Consider the following 21,328-nt stretch of genomic DNA (forward strand, 5'->3'; position numbering starts at 1 on the left):
TTGTCGGCTCCCATCGTTAATTTAAGATGGGACTAATATATACGACCAAGGTCTAACTACTCAACGGATCTATTTTCACAGGATTGATGAGTTTTATTCAATAAAAAAGGACACCCTAGATGGGTGTCCTTTTTTTGGGGTCAGACCCGCAACGTTGAATCAGATTAACCCGAAATCATCCCATGCTCACGCATGATACCTTCGATCTCTGGCAAGCTTGCTGGATCGTCGATAGTTGAAGGTACAGTGTATTCCTGGCCATCTGCAATCTGACGAAGCAGTTTACGAAGAATCTTACCTGAACGCGTTTTAGGTAGACGCTTAACAATGAGCGCACGTTTGAAACAAGCGATAGGGCCAATCTCTTTACGGATGCTAGCAACAAGCTCTGCTTCAAGCTGCTCGTTTGAGATATCCACGCCATCTTTAAGGATCACAAGACCAATTGGTTCCTGGCCTTTCAGCTGCTCTTGGATACCGATAACAGCACACTCTGCAACCGCATTATGCGCAGCAACAATCTCTTCCATCTCACCCGTTGATAAACGGTGACCGGCAACGTTAATCACATCATCGGTACGACCCATGATGAATACGTAACCATCTTCATCCTTGTAGCCGCCGTCACCCGAAGTGTAGAAGCCTTCAACATCTGATAGGTAACCTGATTTGAAGCGCTCGAAATCACCCCAAACAGTCGGTAGACAGCTTGGTGGAAGTGGTAATTTGATTGCAATAGAGCCCTGCACACCTGCAGGCAGTTCATTACCCGCTTCATCAACGATCTGCACGTTAAAGCCTGGGCTAGGCAGCGTTGCAGAACCTGGCTTAGGCGGCATAGGTTCAACACCCATTAGGTTGCCACAAATTGCCCAACCTGTTTCAGTCTGCCACCAGTGGTCAACTACAGGTTTGCCTGTCTTCTCGATAGTCCAATCGTAAGTTGGAGGGTCAAGACGCTCACCCGCCATGAAGATAGTCTGAAGGTTCGAAAGGTCATACTTGCCCACCTCAAGCGCTTCTGGATCCTCTTTCTTAATCGCACGGAACGCAGTTGGCGCAGCAAATAGAATCTTCGCTTTGTACTCTTCACACACACGCCAGAAAGCGCCTGCATCCGGAGTACGAACTGGCTTACCTTCGTAAACGATCGTTGTACAGCCAGCTAGAAGTGGTCCATAAACAATGTATGAGTGACCTACAACCCAACCCACATCAGAAGCGGCCCAGAATACATCGCCGGCTTTCACGTTGTAGATCGCTTTCATTGAGTAGTTCAGTGCTGTCGCATGACCACCGTTATCACGAACAACACCCTTTGGCTTACCAGTGGTACCTGAGGTGTAGAGGATGTACAGAGGATCAGTACCCTTAACTGGAACTGGCGCTACTGCAGGGGCTTTAGCCATCTCTGCAGACCAATCGCAATCACGGGCATTGTTTAGTTCAGCCAATGCCTGTTCACGCTGGAAAACCACCACACTGCTAGGCTTGTGCGAAGAGAGCTCAATCGCTTCATCGACCATAGGTTTGTATGGAAGCACTTTAGCCACTTCAATACCGCATGATGCCGAAACGATCACTTTCGGCTCAGCATCTTCAATACGCACTGCAAGTTCGTGAGGTGCGAAACCACCGAATACAACAGAGTGAATCGCTCCTAGACGCGCAACGGCCAGCATGGCAACAACGGCTTCAGGAATCATCGGCATATAGATAACGACACGATCGCCCTTTTCCACACCCTTAGACTGCAGGACACCGGCAAAGCGAGAGACCTGATCTTTAAGTTCAGAGTAGGTAATTGTCTGCTTAGTGTTAGTTACAGGCGAATCGTAAAGCATCGCTGCTTGGTCACCACGGCCTTGCTCAACATGGTAATCAACCGCCATGTAACAGGTGTTCATCTCACCATCAGCGAACCAACGATCAATACCATTCTCATCTTTGGATAGAATAGTTTTTGGTTGGCTAAACCAAGGAAGGTCTGCCGCTTTTTCTGCCCAGAATAGTTCCGGGGTTTCGATCGATTTGCTGTACTCACTCTGATAAGACATCGTGGATCCCTTTAGCTTTTAAACGATTAATCCTTAAGAAAAGGCCGATTGTTGACACTTTTTCTCAATTTATGGATGCAACCTTACACAATAAATCGACAGTTTTATTTAATACTTAAGGCGATAGATACAAGGGAATACAGGGAAGAGAGCCGTATTTCGGGATATTCAGGGGGTATTAGATTTAGGTCTAATATGAAGTAGCGATTAGACAGATTGTCGACAATCTGAAGATTGTACTATCTGAAAAAGCGGATGACAGGCTAAAAGCCTGCCAGCAAAACACTAAACTAACTACAGAGTCGCAGTGACTGGCTTTCAGCCTGTCATCTGCCTTATCCGCGTCTTCCAGACATTCACCGCTCTTTGCCATCCATGGCACCGCGGCATACCGTTCGTCCTGAACATAACCGCTCCTTGCCATCCATGGCACCGCGGCATACCGTTCGTCCTGAACATAACCGCTCCTTGCCATCCATGGCACCGCGGCATACCGTTCGTCCTGAACATAAAAAAGGGGTCAGAGTAGTCGAGCATGCAGGCATGTTCGACTACTCTGACCCCGATGTCTAAATTACATATCTGCAGTTTGAACAGGAATCGCGTTCTTAGATGAGGTCATCTTGTTACGCGCACGCAATGCGTCGTCACTGATACTTGGGTCATACTCATTTTGAGCGTTTTCGAAGTAGCAGAGTGTTGGCTGGTGAAACTTCGCCTCTTCATCATCTAGCTGAACATAGGCAGCGATAATGAGTAGGTCACCTTTGTTCGCACGGTGTGCAGCAGCACCATTCACCGAGATAACCCCACTACCCGCTTCAGCACGAATAGCGTAGGTGGTAAAACGCTCACCATTGTTGATGTTGTAGATGTGGATCATTTCGTATTCACGAATACCCGATGCATCTAAAAGATCAGAGTCGATAGCACATGAGCCTTCGTAGTGAAGCTCTGCGTGAGTCGCTGTTACACGGTGAAGTTTTGCCTTCAAAAATGTTTGGTACATCTCAGAGATACCTCTCTTTGTTTCGCGTGCCTACTGCTGGTTAAAAGACCACCAATAGGAAATTGGCGCGGATGATATAGCTTTTTCTTCTGGATCTCACCATTTTCAAAAAAATATCAACTAAAGATGCAATTTACATGAGTTCTATTCAAATAAGCTTGAACACTTATCAGGCAAGGCGATGCCACTTTGATGTATCATTGCGCCCCTTAAAGCTAGGTCCGAATAAATGATAAGCAAGGATGTGCGCGTGCGCGATTACAAAGCGATAGAAGCTCAACTAAAACAACTACTTGAAGAACGCATTTTGATGCTCGATGGTGCCATGGGTACTATGATTCAAGGCTACAAGTTAGAAGAGGCTGACTACCGTGGCACGCGCTTTGCTGACTGGCATTGCGATGTTAAAGGCAACAACGACCTGCTAGTGCTAACCCAGCCGCAGATTATTGAAGAGATCCACTACAAGTACCTTCTAGCGGGTGCTGACATTATCGAGACCAACTCATTTAACGCCACCACTATCGCAATGGCTGACTATGAGATGGAAGAACTCAACCGTGAGATCAACGTAGAGGCTGCACGCGTTGCACGTCGTGCCGTCGATCGCATGAACGCAGAGACGCCAGACCGTCCTCGTTTTGTTGCCGGTGTCCTTGGCCCAACAAACCGCACAGCGACAATCTCTCCTGATGTAAACGATCCAGGTTTCCGCAATGTCACTTTCGATCAGTTGGTAGTAGCTTATACAGAGTCTATCGACGGTCTTGTTGAGGGTGGCTCAGACATCATTTTGATTGAGACCATCTTCGATACCCTAAACGCCAAAGCAGCTGTATTTGCTTGTGAGCAGTACTTCGACGATCACGGTTTCCGTCTTCCTGTGATGATCAGCGGAACCATTACTGACGCCTCGGGCCGTACCCTTTCAGGCCAGACAACTGAAGCCTTCTACAACTCGTTACGCCACGCTAAACCACTCTCAATTGGCCTTAACTGTGCATTGGGGCCGAAAGAGCTTCGCCAGTACGTAGAGGAGCTTTCGCGTATCTCCGACACCTATGTATCGGTTCACCCTAACGCTGGTCTACCAAATGCCTTCGGTGAATATGATGAAACCGCACAGCAGATGCGCGATGAGATTGCCGACTGGGCTAAAGATGGTTTTGTAAATATTGTGGGTGGCTGTTGTGGCACCACGCCTGAGCACATCCGCGTGATTCGTGAAGGTGTGATTAAACAATCACCTCGCAAGATTCCTGAAATCGCAATTGAGTGTCGTTTAGCCGGTCTTGAACCACTGACTATTGGCCCTGAAACGTTATTTGTGAACGTGGGTGAGCGTACTAACGTTACCGGTTCTGCAAAATTCCGTCGTCTCATTAAAGAGGGCGACTACGAGACCGCACTTGAAGTAGCGCGTCAGCAGGTTGAGAGCGGTGCCCAGATCATCGATATCAACATGGATGAGGGTATGCTCGATGCGGAAGCGGCAATGTGCCGTTTCTTAAACCTGATTGCTTCAGAGCCAGATATCTCTCGAGTGCCTATTATGATCGACTCTTCAAAATGGGAGATCATTGAAGAGGGTCTAAAACGAATTCAAGGTAAGGGCGTTGTTAACTCAATTAGCCTCAAAGAGGGCGAAGAGAAGTTTATCGCTCAGGCAAAACTGGTTAGACGTTACGGTGCTGCTGTTGTGGTTATGGCCTTCGATGAAGTGGGCCAGGCAGATACCTATGAACGAAAGATTGAGATCTGTGAACGCTCGTACCGCGTCCTGGTCGATAAAGTGGGCTTCCCTCCAGAAGATATTATTTTCGATCCAAACATCTTCGCTATCGCCACCGGCATCGAAGAGCACGACAACTACGCCGTCGACTTCATAGAAGCGACAGCATGGATCAAGCGCAATCTGCCACACGCCATGATCTCTGGCGGGGTTTCTAACGTCTCATTCTCTTTCCGTGGTAACGACAAAGTTCGTGAAGCAATCCACTGTGTATTCCTGTACCACGCCATTAAAAACGGTATGGATATGGGTATCGTCAACGCGGGTCAACTTGCTATCTATTATGACCTCCCAGAAGCACTTCGAAAGCACGTTGAAGATATCGTCTTGAACCGTCGTGAAGATGGTACAGAGCGCATGCTTGAACATGCAGAGCAGTACCGCGGCGATGCAGCAATGCAGGCAGCAGGTGCTGACCTTGCGTGGCGCGAACTCCCAGTTGAAGAGCGCCTTTCACATGCGTTAGTCAAAGGTATCACCGACTACATCGATGAAGATACGGAAGAGTGTCGTAAGCTCTACCCTCGCCCACTTCTAGTTATTGAAGGGCCGTTGATGAGCGGTATGGGAATTGTCGGCGACCTATTTGGCGCCGGTAAGATGTTCCTGCCACAGGTTGTTAAGTCTGCGCGTGTAATGAAGAAAGCGGTAGCCTACCTCATGCCATTTATCGAGGCTGAAAAAGAGGGTAGCGAGTCGAGCTCAGCCGGCAAAGTGATCATGGCAACCGTAAAGGGTGACGTGCACGATATCGGTAAAAACATCGTAGGCGTAGTACTGCAATGTAACAACTTCGAAATCGTCGATCTTGGCGTTATGGTGCCAGCTGAGACCATTCTTAGAACGGCGCGCGAACAGAACGCGGACATCATCGGTCTATCGGGCCTCATTACTCCATCACTTGATGAGATGGTACACGTTGCAAAAGAGATGCAGCGCCAAGGTTTCGATATCCCACTTATGATCGGTGGCGCAACCACATCTAAAGCGCACACTGCCGTGAAGATTGAGCCCTGCTACAAGAACAACCTAGTGGTGCATGTCACCAACGCCTCACGATCTGTAGGTGTAGCCTCTGCCCTACTCTCTAAAGAGCGCCACCAAGCCTTTGTGGATGAGACTCGTACAGAGTACGAAGCAGTGCGTGAGCGCCACCATGCACGTCAGAACGAGCAGCGCCGCGTCAATATCGATGCTGCACGCGCCAATTCTGAACCGGTTAATTGGGAAGGCTACGTTCCACCAGTCCCAAAAGAGCCTGGCGTGCATGTTCTAAAAGAGATCCCACTTGAGTCACTGGTTGATTACATCGACTGGACACCTTTCTTCCAATCTTGGGAGCTTGCTGGAAAATACCCACGCATTTTGACTGATGAGGTCGTAGGCGAACAGGCAACGAAACTCTTTGCCGATGCCAAGGTGATGCTTGCAGATATTATCGCCAACAAGCGACTTGAAGCGCGAGCTGTGGTGGGTCTATTCCCTGCTAACCGTGTAGGGGACGACGTTGAACTCTATACTGACGAGGCACGCCATACACCACTGATGACAGTTCACCACCTGCGCCAACAGACTCAGAAGATAGAGGGCAAATACAACCACTGTCTTTCTGATTATGTCGCTAACAAAGATAGCAATACCGCAGACTACCTAGGTGCCTTTGCCGTTACTGCAGGTATAGGTGTTGATGAGATGGTGGCTGAGTTTGAAAAGGACCACGACGACTACCAGTCAATTATGGTGAAAGCACTTGCAGACCGCTTAGCAGAAGCACTTGCTGAGAAGATGCACGCCGATGTGCGTCGCAACTACTGGGGTTACGCATCAGATGAGAGCCTCGATAACGAAGCACTTATTCGCGAAGAGTACGTCGGCATCCGCCCTGCACCTGGCTACCCTGCTTGCCCAGACCATACCGAGAAGGGCCTGTTATGGGAGCTATTGGATGTCGAGGCAAATATCGGCATGACCCTTACCGACAGCTACGCAATGCTGCCAACAGCAGCGGTTAGCGGTTGGTACTTTAGCCATCCAGAAGCTAAGTACTTTGGTGTCGCTAAAATCAGCGAAGATCAGGTCGAAGATTACGCCCACCGCAAAGGGATGTCGTTATCTGAAGCCGAGCGTTGGTTGGCGCCAAACCTTGGGTATGAGCCGGAGTCGCTCTGATCGCTTGATAAGCGGTTGACCAAAATGCGGGGGACAGGCTGAAGGCCTGTCATCGGTCTTTGAGTTAAAACTAGATAAGATGCGTTCTACTCGCCTAAAGGCGACCAGCCTTACTTTTCCCTTGTCGGAAAAGTAAGCAAAAGGACACCCCGCTCCTTCGGCCTTCGGCACACTGCGCGCGATACTCTTTTTCTGAAGCTTATCAGGACCGCACAAGGTCGGCATCCTGCCTCCGTTGTGCTCTTCGGCCGTCCATGGCCTCAGCCTGACAAGCCCTTAACCGAAAAAGAGCACCGTGCTCGTTCTCAGTCGGACGGGGAACCGGGGTGCCTAATTCGAATCTCGTGCCAGCCGTCCACGTCCGATCGAGAGTGAGTACGATGGTTTTTCACGATTATGAGTTCAATCGGCTGAGGCCCGGATGGCCGAAGTCTGCAACGGAGGCAGGAGCCGACTTTGCAGTGTCCTATTGGACTTCAGTGAAAAATCATTGAACGGAGCGTGCCGCAGGCCGAGTGAGCGTGGTCAGTTTTTGGGTACTTTTTGCTGACCAAAAAGTAGCAATGGCCAGCCTTTAGGCTGGGTATTCGCTTTTGATTTTGATCTGGCTTTTAACTAAACCTCAGGTGTCTGGCTTTAGCCTGAGATAGACTCTCTTCGCGTTCTACAGTTAACAGCGAATGAAAGGCTTAAGGCCTGTCACCGGAGCTTCTTGGTAGGAGCTAGCTCGAAGAGCGACGCGATTTAATTATTCGCTTCGCCCTGCGGGCTAGCTCCTACGCCAACATTTCGATAGAAGCGGATACCTTATAACCAACCCGACTTAACTTGTAGCAAATCGACATATTCTCCAATAGCAGTACAGACCCCTTGTACTATATAAAATAGCTCTAAGGAGACGTATAATGCGCGCTGCGAAAACCTACGCAGATTCCTATGGAGAGTAGAACGAGGTCACAAACTTCGTTCTCAATGGAATCCAATTTGATAACATTTCGGGGACTAGAATGGCTAAAAAACCAAGTACTATCGTCTACACCCTTACAGACGAAGCACCGGCGCTTGCGACCGCATCCTTCCTGCCAATTATTCGTAAATTTGCTAAATCAGCTGACATCAATGTTGAGCTATGTGATATCTCTCTTGCAGGGCGTATCCTTTCTTCGTTCCCAGAGTACCTGAACGATCAACAGAAAGTTGAAGACGGCCTTGCTCAGCTAGGCGATATGACAGCTGATCCAAACCTTAACCTGATCAAACTGCCAAACATCTCTGCATCTGTACCGCAGTTGAAAGCAGCGATTGCTGAACTTCAGGCTCAGGGTTACCACATTCCAGATTTCCCAGATGCTGCACGCAACGATAAAGAGCAAGAGATCCGTGATCGCTACTCTAAAATCCTTGGTTCTGCTGTTAACCCTGTTCTACGTCAGGGCAACTCAGACCGTCGCGCACCAGCAGCTGTAAAAGCTTTCGCTCGCAAACACCCACATAGCATGGGTCAGTGGAGCAAAGCGTCACGTACTCACGCTGACTACATGAACGGCGGCGACTTCTTCTCTAGTGAACAGGCTGTCACTATGGAGAAAGATACTAAAGTACGCATCGAATTCATCTGCGGCGATGGCAACATCACTGTTAAGAAAGAGCTAAGCCTTCTTAAAGGTGAAGTACTTGATGGCATGTTCATGAGTGCCAAAGCGCTTCGTAACTTCTTCGAAGAGACTCTTCAGGACTGTAAAGAGTCTGGCGTAATGTGGTCTCTACACGTTAAAGCGACGATGATGAAGGTTTCACACCCTATCGTTTTCGGTCACGCGGTAACCGTGTTCTACAAAGAGGTTTGGGACAAGTGGGGCGAGAAGTTCCAAGAGATCGGTGTTAACCCTAACAACGGTCTAAACAGCGTTTACGAAAAGATCGCTGAGCTACCAAACTCTGTGCGCGAAGAGATCCTTCACGACATCCACGAAGCAGCTATGCACCGTCCAGAGATGGCGATGGTTGATTCGGTTAAAGGCATCACTAACCTTCACATCCCATCTGACGTAATCGTTGACGCATCTATGCCTGCAATGATCCGTAACTCAGGCAAGATGTGGGGCCAGGATGGTAAAGCTAAAGATACTAAAGCAGTAATGCCAGAAAGTACTTACGCTCGCATCTACCAAGAGATGATCAACTTCTGTAAAACTCACGGCGCATTCGATCCAACTACTATGGGTACAGTACCTAACGTAGGTCTAATGGCGATGAAAGCTGAAGAGTACGGTTCGCACGATAAGACTTTCGAGATGACTGAAGATGGCATCATGCGCGTTGTTGCTGAAGACGGCACAGTGCTAATGGGTCACAAAGTCGAGAAAGGCGACATCTGGCGCGCATGTCAGACTAAAGATGCTGCGATCCGCGACTGGGTTAAACTAGCCGTGACACGTGCTCGTCAGTCTAACACTCCTGCTATCTTCTGGTTGGATGCAGAGCGTGCACACGATCGTGAACTTCGTAAGAAAGTTGAGCTTTATCTACAAGAGCATGACACTGAAGGTCTAGATCTTCGAATCATGTCTTACGTACGCGCTATGCGCTCTACTTGTGAGCGCCTAATCCGTGGCCTAGATACTATCTCTGTAACGGGTAACGTTCTACGTGACTACCTAACTGACCTATTCCCAATCATGGAACTGGGTACATCTGCGAAGATGCTATCTGTAGTACCAATGCTTGCGGGCGGTGGTATGTACGAAACAGGTGCAGGCGGTTCAGCACCTAAACACGTACAGCAGGTACTTGAAGAGAACCACCTACGTTGGGACTCTCTAGGTGAATTCCTAGCACTTGCAGTATCTCTAGAAGAGCTCGGCATCAAAGAGAACAAACCACGCGCTAAAGTGCTAGCTGAAACTCTAGATCGCGCTACTGGCCTACTACTTGATAAAGGTAAATCACCTTCACGTCGTACTGGCGAACTAGATAACCGTGGCAGCCACTTCTACTTGGCTCTTTACTGGGCTCAGCAGATTGTTGACCAGACTGAAGATGCTGAACTAGCTAAACTATTCGCACCAGTTGCTGAAGCGTTGACTAGCGGTGAAGCGAAGATCCTTGAAGAGCTTTCAGCAGTTCAAGGTTCACCTGCAGATATCCAGGGCTACTACCACGCACCGATGGAACTTGTTGAAAAAGTGATGCGCCCAAGTGCAACACTGAACGCAGTGATCGATGCTTAATCGGTAGACCAGCATTAAAAAACCCGCTTCGGCGGGTTTTTTGTTGTCTGTGTTAACTCTAGGCCTTAGCCCTAACCGTCAACACCCCACCAAAGACAATTAGCACCATGCCAAGAATGGTGATCCAATCTAGCGTCTCATCCCAGATCATCCAGCCCACTAGCGAGGCAATAATGACTGAGCTATAGGTGAAGGGGCCCAAGTAACCTGCAGGGGCACTGTGGTACGCACGAGTAATAGAGAGCTGTGCGATGGTGGATAAGCCAGCAATAATGGCGACCCCTGCAAGCTCAACCCATCCCATTGGCATCCAATCTTGGAAAGCCAGTGGCGCGCTAAATAGCGAAGAGAAAAAAGCAAAGTAGAAGACTACACGCCGTGAAGGTTCCGTATCCTTCATCATACGGATCACAACCTTCGCAAAACCACCCAATAGCGCACCAAGCAGACCCAACAGCAGGACCCACTGCATACTCTCCCTATCTGGGTTGAGCACTAGCGCTACACCTGTAAAACCAATGGGTAGTGACCAGATCAAAATCGGCGAGATCCGCTCTCTCAGAAACCAGAGCGCAAGCAGAGGCATAAAGAGTGGTGCTGTCTGCTTTAGAAGCGCAGCTGTACCCAAGGGTAGATGGGTCCAGGAGTAGTAGAGGCAGGCCATTGCCGACACACCCACAGCAGCACGTGTTACATGAAGGTGTATTCTTGAAGTACGTAACGACACGCCTTTACCCAGAAAGACGATCGGCAGCATTATTAGCAAACCCAGGGCATTGCGAAGAAAGACAAGCTGCGCCACCGGCAGTGAATCGGCAAGAAGACGAATCACAATACCCGTGACTACAAGCACTGCCTCCGCGAAAATAATCAGCAGAATACCCTTTAAGCGCTGATTATCGATCTCTAGCTGATCCAAGATGGCGTACTAACCTAGTTTATGAATTCAGGATTAAAATCTACAGGGTAAATTGTTGATAGTTTGCAGGCAGCTTTTCAGCTAACGAGCTATTGGTCACTATAGCTGTTAACCCTTTCGCTGGGTCAGCAAGATATAACTCTGTTACTCGCTTAACATCTTCCAGTGTTACCGCAAGAATGCGGGCACGAAACTCCATGCGCTGCTCTGGTGTACGACCAAACAGGCCATTCATAAAGGTCGCTTTAGCCTCGCCCGCCGGCGAACCCGGCTTATCCATTGAGCCGACCACACCGAGAATCGCCTCTTCTAACTGAGCCTCAGTCGCGCCCGTATTCAACAACCACTCGATTGAACGATCAAACTCTTGCACCGTCTCAACTGTGCGTGGGTCACGGTAGGAGAAGAATCTAAACAGGGCATCACCACTATCCTGACTCGCACCCGAGCCATACGCACCACCCTGCTCACGAACTGCACGGTGCAGATAGCCGTTTCTTAGCAGTTCGCCCACCACCGTAAGCGGTGCTGAATCCAAATGAGCAACTGGCACAGTTGGATAAACTTTTGAACAGAAACTCACCTGCGTATTCACTAGCCAAGCCTGTGCGCTAATAGTCTCTGTAGTTTCAACAACAAACGGTGTAGCAAGAGCGCTACTTTGAGTGAGACGTTTAAACTGCTCGGAAAACTGCTGAACAAACACCTGCTGATGCTCATCATCAGCCACCAACAACGCCTGCGGTTTCGACGCAACAACTAGTGCATGAATAGCCTGCAGTTCAGCTGCGAGTGTTTCCACTCCAGCCTTCTCTTTAACCTGCTCAGCTAACTCACGCGCCAATATAATTGATGGTAAACCACGTGAACGGTTAGATAGTGCGGCACCTGCAGCAAGACCTGCACTTGCAACCAACATCGCCAGCGAATGTCCCTGGCCCGACACTGATTGCTCTTTACGAGATGCATTTTGTGCAACTAACTCTGCAATGCGTGAGTACTCATTAAATGGCGCACTGGTCAGCATATCGACCATCAACTCAGATAGAGCGACCTGATTTACCGCCAATCCTTTACCAGAAAGCGTCAAGATTGCGCGCATATCTGCTGGCTGGTCAGTCGCACCTCTGGCATTGAGGTAGGCATGAATACCGCCACTAACAGCGCTCTCAAGGGCCTGATGCTCTTTATAGGTACGACCCGCACTACCAAGCTCAGTCAGACACTGTGTATAGAGAGGGAATAGCGCTTGCTGACGATCTGTCAGTGCAGGCACATCAAAGAAAATCTGCTGATAAACCAAACCATTGGTCCCGGCACTGTACCAATTGATACCAGGCATCACCTCCGCACCTGTTGGGAAGTGGATCTCTGAAGGGACATCATCAAGTGTCACCTTAGGTAGAACACCTGGGTCATCCTGTTGTGCCTGTCGTGCCTCAAGCGCTTGAGCTTGCTCATCAATCGCTTGTAGCTGCTCATTAGTAAGCGATGCTTTCAATTGCGCAAGGCGAGCAGCTTCAGCTTCATCCTTACGCTCGCTCAACTCAGTATCTGGACGCAGCGTTAATAGGAGACGGTGCGGATTATCTAACAACCACTCCTTCACTAGGTTAGGTATATAGGCTGGATCTTCAATTTCAATACGCATCTGATCCAGTACAGTATCGATATTGAGACTGGCTATAGGATCACCACGGTGTATCGCACTTGATAGAGAAGCCAAAATCAGCGACATCCCAAAGGGGTAGTGATCGCCAGTAATTTCACGCTGTTGCAGTTCTAATTGGTGCAATTGCGCGGCAACCATCGATTGGTCAACGCCCTTCTCTACCACCTCTGCAAGCGTGTCGAGCACCATCTGCTCGAAAGCACGCCCGTGCTCTGGATCACTCCCCTCAATGCCACACATGAAAGAGATCTCGCGATTGGAGTCCTCTACACCACAAAGCGGTGATGGAGCGGCGCCCAAATCAGTCGACTCTAACACAGCACGCAGAGGCGAACTTGAGTTATCCAATAGCACGCGCGATAGCAACTGCCCCTGCAGCTCAGCCTTCAGGTCAATCGATGGTTTAGTGAGCCATGCCAGTACATGGTGGGTTTTGCCTTCAACCTCACCTTGATCAAGTGCATAGGCCTCCTCCACACGAATCGGTGCAAAGTAGCGCTTCTCACTCGGTACCGAGAGCTCAATATCACTCTTCTCAAAACGAGCAAGCGCTTGCCGATCAAAACGCGCTTGCAACTCACCCACTTCGATATCACCAAAGGTCATGAAGGTCGCGTTGGATGGGTGGTAGTGAGTACGATGGAACTCGCGCAGCTGTTCGTAGCTTAGATCTGGAATATCTGCAGGTTCACCACCGGAGTTGAAGTGGTAAGTGGTGGTCGGGAATAGGTATTTAGACACTGCCTGCCATAAGGTCGAAGTGACAGAGCTCATCGCCCCTTTCATCTCATTGAAAACGACCCCTTTAAAGAGAAGATCAGATTCAAGATTTCCCGCCTCAGCAAATTCCACACGGTGACCCTCCTGGGCAAAATCAAGTGGATCTAGGCGTGGAAAGAAAACAGCATCAAGGTAGACATCTAGTAGGTTGAAGTAGTCTTTACGATTCTGGCTAGCAAATGGGTAGGCGGTCCAATCACTACTGGTAAAGGCGTTCATAAATGTATTCAGTGAACGGCGCGTCATCATAAAGAAGGGGTCGCGCACTGGGTATCGCTCACTACCACACAGGGCTGTGTGCTCTAGAATATGGGCAACACCGGTTGAATCTTCTGGCATGGTGCGAAACGCTACCAAAAAGACGTTTTCATCGTAGTCACTGGCTAGATGGTAATGACGCGCACCCGTAGCGATGTGCTCGAACTCTGACATCTCTACATTTAAAGAGTGGATCATCTCAGAGCGAATAAAACGAAAACTTGGGTGTGCCTTAACTACAGTCATTTAATATTTTGCCTACAAAAAAATTACCGGAAAGATTCTACAGAAATTACTTCCCAACCGCACGAACAGATCACCAAAACCCCAGTATTCATAAGGTTTTAACGGAATATTTATAAATTAAAACTTGAAAAAACCAGAAAAATACCCAAGATAGATGGTAGGAATTAAATGACCAACGTTCTAACAAATAATTAAGAGGACATTATGGCCACGTACGACTCGATTAACACTCAAGTGACAGGTGCTGTTCGCGATACCAATAAGATGATTCGCAACACTTACATGCTGCTTGCGATGACTATGGTATTCAGCACTGTAACTGCTGCTATCTCTATGGCAATGAACCCTCCGTTCATCGTCTACCTTGGAAGTGTGATTGCTAGCTTCATCCTGCTATTTGTTATTAACAAAAAGCAAAATACAGCTGCAGCACTACCGCTCACATTCCTTTTCACAGGTCTCATGGGCTTTGGATTGGGTCCAATCCTTAACCACTACCTAGCACTACCTAATGGTGGTCAGATCGTGACTACAGCGCTTGGTATGACTGCAGTGACCTTCTTCGGACTAACAGCGTATGTGATGAACACCCGTAAAGATTTCAGCTTTATGGGTGGCTTCCTAGCAGCAGGCTCAATTGTGCTTCTTGTCGCTATGCTTGCGATGTTTATCCTACCTATGTTCGGTGTGAACATCTCTGGCATGCAGCTAGCATTCTCTGCTGCGGTAGTATTCTTGATGGCTGGTTTCCTTCTTTACGACACTAGCAACATCATCAACGGTAACTACAACAACTACATCATGGCGACTGTGGGTCTATACCTAAACGTATACAACCTGTTTGTACACCTGCTTAGCCTAGTTGGCGCATTTAACGACGACTAATACTCGTATTGAACGTCCAAAAAAATCCCCGCTTAGTGCGGGGATTTTTTTGTTCTATTTGCAGGCTCCTAAAGCAACCAACTCTTTAAGCAACCCAATCAAGCAACCGCCTCGATATACTCAGGTAGCTCAACAGCCGCTTGTTCACCGAACCAAGCGAGCTTCTCTTGAAGCTTAACCACCTCACCGACAATCAGCAGCGCAGGGCCAGGCAACTGAGCTAGATTTTGTCGCTCAACAATATTGGCCAGCGTTCCCGTCAGCACCTGCTGATCTTTACAGGTTCCCTTAGATACAATCGCGATCGGTGTAGCGCTATCTTTGCCAGCGCCCACCAATCCAGACACTATATCTGGGAGAGTATGCAGACCCATGTAGAAAACCAGCGTCTGGTTCTCTACTGCTAATTCATTAAAGTCGAGTGCATTTTTACGACTCTTGAGCTGACCGGTAACAAAGCGCACCGACTGAGCATAGTCTCTATGGGTTAAGGGAATTCCAGCATAGCTACTACACGCGCTGGCAGCTGTAATACCTGGCACCACTTGAAAAGGCACGCCCTGCTCATGCAGCGTTTCTAACTCCTCACCACCACGTCCAAAGATAAAAGGATCACCCCCCTTCAGACGAACAACTCGCTTACCCTGCTTAGCAAGATCAACAAGAAGTTGATTAATATCCTCTTGTGCTAGGGCGTGATTAGAGCGGCGCTTACCAACAAATATTAGATCTGCATCACGACGACACAAATCCAACACCTCTGCAGAGACTAGTGCATCGTAGAGCACTACATCTGCCTGCTGCATGAGCCGCAGCGCTTTAAATGTAAGCAACTCAGGATCACCAGGTCCTGCACCAACCAGATAGACCTCACCTGTCGGCTGCTGGCCATCTGACTGCTCTATCTGCTGCGCTAAGAGACGCTCTGCTTCATCTAACTGTCCGGCATAGACCTTTTCAGCGACAGGTCCCTCAAAGACACTCTCCCAAAAAGCGCGACGGCCATTGATATGGGAAAATTTCGCTTGAACCTGCTTACGGAAACGCCCTACAAGAGTACCCAACTGGCTGTAACTCTGAGGAATTAATGTCTCCAATTTCGCACGAAGGTTCCTCGCCAAGACAGGCGCTTTGCCTGCAGATGATATACCAATCACTATGGGTGAACGGTCAACGATTGCTGGAAAGATAAAGGTACAAAGCTCTGGGCTATCAACCACGTTCACTTGAACGGAAGCATTTTTAGCATCCACAGAGATACGACGATTGAGCATATCGTTATCCGTTGCAGCTACAACAAGCACCTTGCCCTTTAGCTGAACTGGGTGGTACTCGCCCACTTCAACAGAGCCACCTGAGGCTACAACAAGTTCGGACAACTCGGGATCAACTGCAAGGGCTACTACCTCAACCTTTGCACCAGCACGCGTTAGCAAACGCGCTTTGCGCAGAGCAACTTCGCCACCGCCCACTAAAAGAATCGATCTATCTTTAAGATCAAAAAAGAGTGGTATGTATTCCATAATGCCTCCGGGTGTCCTTACCTTCAACGCGCATGCACTCGCTTAAAGCTGAGTGTGCAATCCGCATTCACGCGTCTCTAGCGCCTTGGTTGGATCAAAATAATCCAACTCATTTGGCAGGCTATGCTCTGCCAAATAGTCATCTAGATCCGCTTCACTTAGGTTGAATAGAGGTGCAACCTTAAGCACGCCATCTTTTGAATAGCTCAAAACATCGAGCGTTTGTCGAAACTCTGTCTGATCCTTGCGAATCGCGTTAAACCAAACATCCGGTTTCAACTCTGCCAAAGCTCGCTGAAACGGTTCAATTTTCACCTGGTAAGAGAAGGCCTCATGTAGCGGATCTGTTACATCTGGGATACCTCCCATCAGAACGTTGCGGCGCGCTGCTGTCATCTCAGGAATGTAGGTCACAACATTGAGATTCAGGTCTTTAATTAACTTCTCAGCAAAACGGTAAGTAGCCGAGGTGTTATAACCAGAGTCAACCCAAAGCACTTTGATATCCGGACGCTGCTGGGCAACCAGATGGAGGATAACCGACTCATAAGGACGAAAATTGGTGGTCAAAATTGGAGCACTACCCTGCGCCAACGCCCAAGTAACAATCTCTTGCGGGGTTTTACCGATGAGAGATTGGTTTGCTTGTGTCAGATCTAGTGACATTGTTATACCCCCTGTCTGTATATAGGTTCAGCGATATCTTGCGATGCCTGATAGCGCACCCCGATTTCGGTGTAAGCACGTTCTAGCGATGCGACATCTTCAGAAAGCGGCAACAACACTGAATCAAACCCACAACGCTCAAGGTAAGCTAAACGATCACGACTTACTTCACCCGAAGCACGAATTTCACCGGTGAAACCTGCACGTCGTAATAGACGCGCAAAACTGAAACCACGGCCATCACGCAGTGCTTCGAAGCGCACAACAACTAGGGTAACTTTATCTAGTTGCGCTAGCAGCGTATCGATAGACTCCTCAGATGAGATCACTACACCTATTTCTGCTTTCGAAACACTACTCTCAAGTTGCTCTAATCGAGCCAATGAAACGATTTGAGTTTGACCTGCAGTGAGCAACTGCTCATCAGAGATTTCACTCCAGCTATCATCATTTACAAACTGGCGGTTTTTAAGCAGTTGCATATGCACCCTCCTTGAATGGTTCTACACCAACGCGACGCACACAATCGATAAAGCGTTCATCTTCACGTCGAATATCAACATACACCTCTAGAAGGCGCTTTAAGGTATCTGCAACTTCATCTGCAGCTACAGCACGACCCAACACCTTACCTAGCTGAGCATCTTCACGGCTAGAGCCGCCAATCGTAATTTGATACCAATCCTCGCCCTTCTTATCGACACCTAAAATACCAATATGACCGACATGGTGATGGGCACAAGCGTTGATACAACCCGACATATTGAGTCGAATATCACCGATGTCATAGAGGTAATCGACATCATCAAATGCATCATTAATCTGCTGAGCTATGTTCAAAGTTTTAGCATTTGCCAACGAACAGAAATCAAAGCCGGGGCAGACGATCATATCGGTCAACTTACCAATATTGGCACGCGCTAAATTTGCCTCTACTAAGGAACGCCAGAGTGAATAGAGGTTAGCTTGCTGAACATCTGCCAACACCAGATTCTGCTCATGGGTCGAACGGATCTCACCAAAAGAGTAACGGTCAGCTAGATTGGCAACTATATCCATCTGCAGCTCACTGATATCTCCAGGAGCACCTAGTTGCGGTTTTAACGAAAGCGTTACTGCACGGTAGCCAGGTACCTTATGTGGATGGGTATTATGGCGGTACCAGTGTCGGAACGCCTCATCACTCTCCAAATAGCTATCCAAGCTTAGATCGGCCGCAGCGTCCTGTGCATAAGGATGTTTACCAAAAAAAGCTGTTACACGAGCAATCTCAGCTTCAGGTATCTGTAGCTCAGTTCCTTTAAGGTGCTGCCACTCTTGCTCGACGAGGTCACGGAATGCATCTTCACCCATCGCTTCAACAAGAATCTTAATACGTGCTTTGTACTTATTGTCCCTGCGGCCATGTAGGTTGTAGACACGCAAAATAGCCTCAAGGTAGGAGATCAACTCATTCGCAGGCAAAAACTCGCGAATCACCTTGCCAATTTTTGGCGTACGACCCAAACCACCTCCAACAAGAACCTTAAAGCCTAGCTCGCCTTGCTCACTTTGAATTAGATCCAAGCCGACATCATGAACCTGAGTAGCAGCTCTATCCTCTGGACCCGATGTTATCGCGATCTTAAATTTACGCGGCAGGTAGGCAAACTCCGGATGCAAGCTTGACCACTGGCGAATCAACTCACACCAAGGGCGCGGGTCAGAAACTTCCAGTGCGGAAACACCGGCAAAATGGCTAGTGGTTGTATTACGGATACAGTTACCCGAGGTCTGAATCGCGTGCAGTTGCACCCTGGCTAGATCAGCTAGAATATCTGGAACCTCTTCTAGTTTCGGCCAGTTAAACTGAATATTAGTGCGCGTTGTAAAGTGCCCATAACCACGGTCGAACTTACGCGAAATAGCAGCCAACGCGCGAAGCTGTTCAGAGGTAAAGGTGCCGTAAGGAATAGCAACGCGTAACATTGGCGCCTGACGCTGAACATAGAGCCCATTCATTAGGCGCAATGCCAAAAATTCATCATCACTCAACTCACCTCTCAAAAAGCGAGCGGTCTGATCACGAAACTGTTCAACACGTTCGTTTACGATCTGCTGGTCTACATCATTATAGATATACATCTTCCCTAACCTCTTTGAACAAGCCTTAACTTGCTAAAACAAACTTCAAGCCAATGGTCATCAGAAGTGACCCCATAATTGGCTGCATCAACTTAGGCGACAAAGTCGCACCTAGCCTACTTCCCAACCACACACCTGGCAGCGAACCGATAAGCAGTGAACCCAAAAGGGCAAAATCGACTGTACCTAGCTGGTAGTGCCCAAGCCCTGCGAATCCAGTGATCAAAACTGCGTGCAGAAGGTCGGTACCAACGATCTCTGCCATACTCCAACGCGGGTAGAGAAGAATAAGAATCGCTGTACCCAAAGCACCTGCACCTACAGAGGAGAGTGTCACCAACACCCCCAGCAAAAGACCGGCCAAGACAGTAAAAATTGGTCTTAACTCACGCAGTTTGTTAGCAAGCGCTGTACCCGATTTAGCAAGTGCAAACGCTCTAATATGACTGCGAAAAAAGACTGCCAGCGAGGTCAGAATAAGCGATATCCCCAAAGTTAAATTGATGATGACCTCAATACTTTCAGGGTTGCTTAGCTGTCCCAACCAGATAAGCGTCAACGATGAGGAAGGCACACTACCTAAGAGTAGAAGTGCTGCGACCTTGAACTTAACCAACCCTCTTTTGGCATATTCAAAAATGCCACCCGCTTTAGTTACAGAGGCGTAGAGTAGATCGGTACTAACAGCAACAGCCGCAGGAACGCCAAAGCCGACCATAAGAATAGGAGTCATTAAGGCACCACCTCCTATACCTGTTAGGCCGACAACGAAGCCAACAACTAATCCTGCTAAACTGTATAACCAATCCAAGGGACACCTTTGCATTAGATGCGCACCGCTTGCGCACTTGTTTATATTCGAAATGGAATATACATGATCGCTTTATATAACTAATAATAATATTTAGTCATCTGGTTAGCTCGAATCGTTATACCCTAAGGTAATATAAAAAGAGTTTTCTTATAACTTTTAGTATATAAGTAATTTCAATATATTCTTTTTATAAATATAAAATGGTAACCATAATAGCTCTCAGTTATTTGAGGGCCTATTATGGAACAGCTATCACAACACCGTTTGACTCACCTCCGCGAATTGGAAGCGGAGAGCATCCACATAATTCGTGAAGTCGCTGCAGAGTTTGGCAACCCAGTCATGCTTTACTCGATCGGGAAAGACTCGTCTGTGATGTTGCACCTTGCGCGCAAGGCCTTCTATCCAGGCAAACCGCCATTCCCATTGCTACATGTAGATACCACTTGGAAGTTCCGAGAGATGATTGAGTTCCGGGACAAGATGGCCAAAGAGGCGGGTATGGAACTGCTTGTTCATACCAACCAAGAGGGTGTTGATATGGGCATCAACCCCGCGATTCATGGCTCAGCTAAACATACTGACCTAATGAAGACGCAGGCGCTGAAACAGGCTCTAAACAAATATCAGTTCGATGCAGCCTTTGGTGGTGCGCGTCGTGATGAGGAGCGATCTCGCGCGAAAGAGCGAGTATTCAGTTTCCGAGATAAGAACCACCGCTGGGATCCCAAAAACCAGCGTCCTGAACTGTGGAACATCTACAACACCAAAGTAAATAAAGGTGAGAGCATTCGTGTCTTCCCTCTATCTAACTGGACCGAGCTAGATATCTGGCAATACATATACTTAGAGAACATTTCCATAGTCCCACTTTACTACTCAGCGCCACGACCTGTGGTTGATCGTGACGGCATGATTGTGATGGTAGACGACGATCGCCTCCCATTAGCTGAAGGTGAGGTGCCACAAGAGAAATCGATTCGCTTTAGAACGCTTGGCTGTTACCCGCTCACTGGAGCTGTCGAATCTACTGCAACTACCCTTCCAGAGATCATTCAGGAGATGTTGCTAGCAACGACGTCTGAGCGACAAGGGCGTGCGATTGACCATGATGGTGCAGGTTCCATGGAGCAGAAGAAAATTGAAGGGTACTTCTAACCTAACAGGTCAGTTTTAAGGTTTAG

General features: G+C 48.3%; 13 protein-coding genes. 4 read left to right on the forward strand and 9 right to left on the reverse strand.

Translation table 11 applies throughout. The features are described 5' to 3' along the window. Positions 1-164: 164 nt before the first annotated feature. Positions 165-2,057 carry a propionyl-CoA synthetase gene (locus tag HH196_RS05105; protein WP_169451083.1) on the reverse strand — a complete coding sequence of 631 codons (1,893 nt, stop codon included), beginning with the start codon at positions 2,055-2,057 and terminating at the stop codon, positions 165-167. Between the two features lie 574 nt (positions 2,058-2,631). Then, positions 2,632-3,066, reverse strand: a complete 435-nt coding sequence (gene panD / locus HH196_RS05110; RefSeq protein ID WP_169451084.1) for an aspartate 1-decarboxylase — start codon at positions 3,064-3,066, stop codon at positions 2,632-2,634. Positions 3,067-3,295: 229 nt separating this feature from the next. On the opposite strand from panD, the gene metH reads away from it, so the two are divergent. Next, the gene (gene metH / locus HH196_RS05115) at positions 3,296-7,027 is read left to right on the forward strand and encodes a methionine synthase (RefSeq protein ID WP_169451085.1); all 3,732 of its coding nucleotides are present in this window, start codon (positions 3,296-3,298) and stop codon (positions 7,025-7,027) included. A 1,007-nt stretch (positions 7,028-8,034) separates the two neighbouring features. After that, on the forward strand, positions 8,035-10,257 hold the full coding sequence (locus tag HH196_RS05120) for an NADP-dependent isocitrate dehydrogenase (RefSeq protein WP_169451086.1): 2,223 nt from the start codon (positions 8,035-8,037) through the stop codon (positions 10,255-10,257). A gap of 58 nt (positions 10,258-10,315) precedes the next feature. Here HH196_RS05120 and HH196_RS05125 read toward each other — a convergent pair whose 3' ends face one another. Then, a complete protein-coding gene (locus HH196_RS05125; protein ID WP_248276898.1) occupies positions 10,316-11,176 on the reverse strand; it encodes a DMT family transporter in 861 nt (286 codons plus the stop codon). A 40-nt stretch (positions 11,177-11,216) separates the two neighbouring features. Next, on the reverse strand, positions 11,217-14,132 hold the full coding sequence (locus HH196_RS05130) for an insulinase family protein (RefSeq protein ID WP_169451087.1): 2,916 nt from the start codon (positions 14,130-14,132) through the stop codon (positions 11,217-11,219). Between the two features lie 204 nt (positions 14,133-14,336). Here HH196_RS05130 and HH196_RS05135 point away from each other — a divergent pair, with 204 nt between their 5' ends. Then, positions 14,337-15,017, forward strand: a complete 681-nt coding sequence (locus HH196_RS05135) for a Bax inhibitor-1/YccA family protein (RefSeq protein WP_169451088.1) — start codon at positions 14,337-14,339, stop codon at positions 15,015-15,017. A 98-nt stretch (positions 15,018-15,115) separates the two neighbouring features. Here the strand turns inward: HH196_RS05135 and cysG are convergent, their stop codons facing one another. The 5 genes from cysG to HH196_RS05160 are packed head-to-tail and all read right to left on the reverse strand — an operon-like array spanning position 15,116 to position 20,063. Continuing rightward, positions 15,116-16,540 carry a siroheme synthase CysG gene (cysG, locus tag HH196_RS05140; RefSeq protein ID WP_169451089.1) on the reverse strand — a complete coding sequence of 475 codons (1,425 nt, stop codon included), beginning with the start codon at positions 16,538-16,540 and terminating at the stop codon, positions 15,116-15,118. Positions 16,541-16,582: 42 nt separating this feature from the next. Continuing rightward, entirely contained in the window at positions 16,583-17,206 is a 624-nt protein-coding gene (locus tag HH196_RS05145; protein ID WP_169451090.1) for a phosphoadenosine phosphosulfate reductase family protein, read from the reverse strand. A 2-nt stretch (positions 17,207-17,208) separates the two neighbouring features. Next, entirely contained in the window at positions 17,209-17,688 is a 480-nt protein-coding gene (locus HH196_RS05150) for a DUF934 domain-containing protein (protein ID WP_169451091.1), read from the reverse strand. After that, positions 17,675-19,330, reverse strand: a complete 1,656-nt coding sequence (locus tag HH196_RS05155) for a nitrite/sulfite reductase (protein ID WP_169451092.1) — start codon at positions 19,328-19,330, stop codon at positions 17,675-17,677. The genes HH196_RS05150 and HH196_RS05155 overlap by 14 nt, the downstream gene beginning before the upstream one ends. A 25-nt stretch (positions 19,331-19,355) precedes the next feature. After that, on the reverse strand, positions 19,356-20,063 hold the full coding sequence (locus tag HH196_RS05160; RefSeq protein ID WP_248276899.1) for a sulfite exporter TauE/SafE family protein: 708 nt from the start codon (positions 20,061-20,063) through the stop codon (positions 19,356-19,358). A 321-nt stretch (positions 20,064-20,384) separates the two neighbouring features. On the opposite strand from HH196_RS05160, the gene cysD reads away from it, so the two are divergent. Beyond that, positions 20,385-21,302: a sulfate adenylyltransferase subunit CysD gene (gene cysD, locus HH196_RS05165; RefSeq protein ID WP_169451094.1), complete on the forward strand. Its 918-nt coding sequence runs from the start codon at positions 20,385-20,387 to the stop codon at positions 21,300-21,302. Positions 21,303-21,328 lie beyond the last annotated feature (26 nt).

Source organism: Marinobacterium sp. LSUCC0821 (genome assembly GCF_012848475.1).
Taxonomy (GTDB): Bacteria; Pseudomonadota; Gammaproteobacteria; order Pseudomonadales; family Balneatricaceae; genus Marinobacterium_E.